The organism is Endozoicomonas sp. SESOKO3 (assembly GCF_024606255.1).
Genome location: NZ_JAHHPR010000076.1, coordinates 1 through 4,963 on the forward strand (window position 1 = coordinate 1; position 4,963 = coordinate 4,963).

The following is a 4,963-nucleotide window of genomic DNA, read 5'->3' on the forward strand; positions in this document are numbered from 1 at the left end:
GGCGCCGGGTATGCATTGGTTGACGGTGTCGATAAATATCTGATTGCCCAAGGTGCCAGCGATCTTAGCCGTTATACAGCGTTAACGGGTGGTGCCCTTTTTATGAGTTACAGTAACTATTCATTCAACAGGGCATTTGCGTCTGGATTCAGTTATCGCTACGCAAAATATCTGATGATTTTGGCAAGTACGGCTTTTATGACACTGTCTGAGCTTTACTTTCATACAACTATATTAAGGTGATTTTAACTTGATTGCGTCATGGTAGGTCTTCTCTTGTCAGATCACTTGTGATTTCATCGCAGGGATGCAATAAGATGACACAGGTTCACGGAATGGAGAACTATGATGGCAAATGGCACAGGCTTTCTTTCAACGTTGCAGAGCACTCTGGCGTCGGCGTTTGGTGTACAAAGTGAAAAAAAACGGAAGCGTGATTTCTCGCAGGGGCGTCCGGCGCACTTCTTCATCGCCGGTATGATTGGAACACTTGTTTTTATTCTGATCTTAATGCTGGTGGTGAAACTGGTGCTCAGTCAGTCGTCTGGGTAGACTTATTGATGACTGACCCAATATACGGCAGTAACAACAACCAGCATCACGATTGAAACAGCTGCAATAGCATCAACAGTACTGTCTTTCGTGGGTTTTCCCTGAGCCATTCATCATCCCCTCAATCAGTTACTTGACATTCAGTTATTTGATAGCGCTACTCCAAGCTAGCCGATTATCAGTCTTTGGGCAACTAGCAGTTGCCCGGCTTGATGATCCTTTTCCACAACATAGGTCTTGATTGAGGCATTCATCTGAAATAGTGTACCCGTAGCTTGGAATCGGATCGGTATCATCAATCTCTCTTATGCATAGATTCGTTCGGATATGCTGTTTTCATCTAGTTATATAAAAAAATTTTTTATTACAAATTCAAAAATACTGGTATCTTTTGTATTCTCGGTCGTGGCTGGAATCTGCATCGAGCCTGAAACAGATTTCCTGAGGCCTAACGGAGACAGGCCATTGGATAGCTCGCCAACTCAATTAGAAAATTATTCCCATGTATAAATACGATGAGTACGATCAACGCATCGTCGACGAAAGAGTGAGTCAGTTCAGAGACCAGACTCGACGTTACCTCGCCGGTGAGATCGCAGAGGACGAGTTTTTGCCCCTGCGTCTGCAGAATGGCCTCTATATCCAGCGTTTTGCTCCCATGTTGCGGATCGCAATTCCTTACGGTTTATTGAATACCCGCCAAGTCAGAAGACTCTCTGAAATCTCGCGCAAATACGATAAGGGCTACGTGCACTTCACTACCCGTCAAAACGTTCAGTTGAACTGGCCTCTGCTTGAGCAGGTTCCTGAAATTCTCGCCGATCTTGCGGAAGTTGAGATGCATGCCGTGCAGACCAGTGGAGCCTGTATTCGTAACACGACTACCGATCAGTTTGCCGGTGTTGCCCGAGATGAAATTGTAGATCCAAGACCTTGGTGTGAAATCATCCGTCAGTGGTCCACATTCCATCCGGAATTTGCCTTTCTGCCCCGAAAATTCAAAATCGCCGTTTGTGGTTCTGAAGAAGATCGTGCTGCCACTATGGTTCATGACATTGGTGTTCATGCCTTCCGAAATGAGAATGGCAATGTTCGATTCAAGATACTGGCCGGTGGTGGACTGGGACGAACACCCATGGTGGCAAGTGTCATCAGGGAGTCCATAGAGCCTGAGCATTTGTTGACCTATCTGGATGCCATTCTGAGGGTTTATAACCGCTATGGTCGTCGTGATAACAAATACAAGGCGCGCATCAAGATTCTTGTAAAAGCAATGACACCTGAGGTGTTCACCGAGAAAGTGGAATCAGAATGGGAGCAGATCAAAGACTCTGCATCTCTCTTGCCTGAAGCCGAAATAGAGCGTGTCAGCCAGCACTTCATTGATCCGGAATACAAAGGTCTGGTGGATCAGGACTTTAATGATCTTGCTTTGCAAGCACCGATAGGTTTCCATTCCTGGCTGAAGCAGAATGTATTTGCCCATAAGAAACCGGGTTACTGTGCCGTTACTGTGACATTGAAAGCTACCGGGGAGGCTCCTGGTGATGTCTCTGCAGAACAATTGGATGTGATTGCTGATCTTGCCGATCAGTTCAGTCTTGGAGAGATCAGAGTCAGCCATGAGCAGAATCTGATATTTGCAGACGTCGAACAAACGGCACTGATTGAACTTTGGGAAAAATTGTCAGCTGTCGGTCTGGCGACGGCCAATCGTGGCCTATTAACCGACATGATCTGCTGCCCGGGTGGTGATTTCTGTGCACTGGCCAATGCTCGATCTATTCCCCTGGCAGAAGAGATTCAGCGCAAGTTCGACGATATCGACTTTCTGCATGACGTCGGTGAGCTGGACCTGAACATTTCAGGTTGCATGAATGCATGTGCCCATCACCATGTGGGTCATATAGGTATTCTGGGTGTTGACAGAAAAGGCATTGAATATTATCAGGTTCAGGTCGGTGGCTCTGCTTCAAAAGGGGCAACCCTGGGCAAGATTATTGGACCGTCCTTCAAGCGTGAAGAAATTCCTGACGTGCTTGAGAAAATCCTCAATGTTTACATAGAGCAGCGTCGTGAAGATGAACTGTTTATTGATACCTGCCAGCGCATTGGCATAACCCCTTTCAAGGAGCGTGTGTATGCCCAGGCTGCTTAAAAATAACGAAGTTTTTGAGGATGATTACCAGATTCTGGATTCTGAATCTGAAGATCTGGCATTTACAGGGACACTGTTGATCCCGGCCAGGGAACTCGATCAACATGAGAAACTGCTTGAACAAAAGCAGCAGCCAACAGGCTTGTTCCTTGATAGTGATGACAATGTCGAAAGTTATGCTGACATACTGTCCAGCTTCGACTTGATCACCATTAATTTTCCCAAGTTTATTGATGGTAGAGGCTATTCTCTCTGCCGCATCCTCAGGGACCGTTATCATTACAAAGGGGATATCAGAGCCGTGGGTGACGTGCTTATCGATCAGATTTTCATGTTGCAGCGTTGTGGCTTTTCAAGTTATTACCTGAGAGAAGACCAGAAAGCAGAAGATGCTATCAAGGCATTGGATACTTTTAGTCTCAGGTATCAGGGAAGCAGTGATGACCCTGAACCACTCTATAGAAAAAGAAAGGTATCTTAAAAGAGCCTGATCGATCTTGTTAAGGGCTGCAATCCAATCTGCAGCCCTACCCTTCTCTTGTTTACCGGACTCCCAACCTTGGGTATATACTTGGTCTTTTAGCTTCAAGCAAAATGCGGGCTGGAATAGCCCTTTTATAAACAATCATTTATCTGGCGAGTCTAATGGAAAGTGGTTCCCTGCTCTTCTCTTTCTTTCTTATCTTCAGTGGTGCTGCAATACTCGCTACTGCCGCGCTATTTACCCGTCAACCTCTTCTGGTTGCCTACATCGTACTGGGTGCCTTCCTCGGCCCCTATGGCATGGAAATGGTTACGGATACCGGGCTTTTAAATGATATTGCTCACGTCGGAATTATATTCCTGTTGTTTTTGCTTGGACTGGATATGCAGCCTGCTCACCTTGGTCATCTGCTCAAGAAAACAGCTACGGTAGGACTCATCAGTTCGATCATATTTGCACTAACCGGTTATGGACTGGGGCTGGCATTTGGTTTCAGCCAAAAAGAAGCCGTCATAACCGGTGCGACAATGATGTTCTCCAGTACGATTATTGGTATCAAATTATTGCCAACCACGGTACTGCATCACAAACATACCGGAGAGATTCTTGTCAGTCTGCTGCTTTTGCAGGACCTGCTGGCGATTCTGGTTCTCCTGTTGCTTTACAACTTTGATGGTGGATTTGCTAACAGTAGAATGGACGTTCTGATGGCTCTCGCCGCATTACCCATGATCATAGCTGCGGCTTTTCTGGCAGTTCGTTATGCTCTGTTGCCATTGATGGCACGTTTTGACCGGTTTCATGAATACATGTTCCTGTTAGCCATTGGCTGGTGTCTTGGCTTCGCTGAACTGGCCCATGCCTTGAATCTTTCCTATGAAATTGGTGCCTTTATTGCCGGGGTCAGCATTGCTACCAGCCCGATTTCTCAATACATTGCCATTAATCTAAAGCCATTGAGAGATTTCTTCCTGGTTCTGTTCTTCTTCTCAATCGGTGCCAGCTTTAACCTGAATTTGTTTGGAGATGTTTGGCTACCTGCCCTGATCATGACAGTTATTTGTCTGCTTCTTAAACCCGCCACATTTGGTATTTTGCTGAGAGCCAATGAGAAAAAATCAACGGCATGGGAAGTAGGTTTCAGATTGGGCCAGACCAGTGAGTTTTCTATTCTGATTGCAGTACTGGCAGCGGGACAGATGTTAATTGGGGAGATAGCAGCTCACGTCGTCCAGGCAACTGCCATACTGACTTTAATCATCTCTTCCTACGTTGTAGTGTTTAATTATGAATCACCCATAGCTGTGTCGGAAAAGCTGAGAAGAGACTAAATCGGGATAGGGCGTAGCCTCACAGCTACGCTCTATCCCGATCAGACAACTCTGGAGCAGTTAAGAAAAGTATTGACCCTGAGACAATCTTTCCCAGATTTTTCCAAAAGCATTGTCGAGAGTCGTTTCAGCGGCCAGGCCCAGTTTGCTGGCCATTCCCTTTTTCACTTCATAGCTGACCTGAATAATGTCTACTGAGTCTACCTTGCTATAGATATATTCATCACTGGTCATGACTTGATCAATCAGGTTTTTCGCAATTGCCTGACGGCCATACCAGATTTCACCGGTGGCGATCTCTTCTATATTCACCTGCTCACGCTCTTCCTTGATGAAATCTTTGAACAGCTGATGAGTATCCTGAATATCCTGCTTGAACTTATCACGGCCCTTTTCAGTGTTTTCACCAAGAACTGTCAGAGTGCGTTTAAATTCACC

6 protein-coding genes are annotated in these 4,963 nt (G+C 45.9%); 5 read left to right on the forward strand and 1 reads right to left on the reverse strand.

What is annotated here, in order from left to right; genetic code table 11:
• The 5 genes from KDK18_RS01250 to KDK18_RS01270 form a co-directional block, all read left to right on the forward strand.
• Positions 1-243 (forward strand): hypothetical protein (locus tag KDK18_RS01250; protein ID WP_257252619.1); only part of this gene is annotated, 243 nt, incomplete at its 5' end.
• 105 nt (positions 244-348) lie between these two features.
• Positions 349-552, forward strand: a complete 204-nt coding sequence (locus tag KDK18_RS01255) for a DUF2970 domain-containing protein (protein ID WP_257252620.1) — start codon at positions 349-351, stop codon at positions 550-552.
• A 502-nt stretch (positions 553-1,054) separates the two neighbouring features.
• Positions 1,055-2,710, forward strand: a complete 1,656-nt coding sequence (locus KDK18_RS01260; RefSeq protein WP_257252621.1) for a nitrite/sulfite reductase — start codon at positions 1,055-1,057, stop codon at positions 2,708-2,710.
• Positions 2,694-3,191, forward strand: coding sequence for a DUF934 domain-containing protein (locus tag KDK18_RS01265; protein ID WP_257252622.1), 498 nt, complete (start codon positions 2,694-2,696; stop codon positions 3,189-3,191). Before KDK18_RS01260 ends, KDK18_RS01265 begins: the two co-directional genes overlap by 17 nt.
• Positions 3,192-3,355: 164 nt before the next feature.
• A complete protein-coding gene (locus KDK18_RS01270; protein ID WP_257252624.1) occupies positions 3,356-4,525 on the forward strand; it encodes a cation:proton antiporter in 1,170 nt (389 codons plus the stop codon).
• Positions 4,526-4,585: 60 nt separating this feature from the next.
• Here the strand turns inward: KDK18_RS01270 and KDK18_RS01275 are convergent.
• Positions 4,586-4,963 (reverse strand): S49 family peptidase (locus KDK18_RS01275; protein WP_257252625.1); only part of this gene is annotated, 378 nt, incomplete at its 5' end.

Excerpts from the sequence above, each read along its gene's own strand:
- KDK18_RS01255 (WP_257252620.1), top strand. The coding sequence starts at position 349 with ATGGCAAATGGCACAGGCTTTCTTTCAACGTTGCAGAGCACTCTGGCG.
- KDK18_RS01260 (WP_257252621.1), top strand. The coding sequence starts at position 1,055 with ATGTATAAATACGATGAGTACGATCAACGCATCGTCGACGAAAGAGTG.
- KDK18_RS01265 (WP_257252622.1), top strand. The coding sequence starts at position 2,694 with ATGCCCAGGCTGCTTAAAAATAACGAAGTTTTTGAGGATGATTACCAG.
- KDK18_RS01270 (WP_257252624.1), top strand. The coding sequence starts at position 3,356 with ATGGAAAGTGGTTCCCTGCTCTTCTCTTTCTTTCTTATCTTCAGTGGT.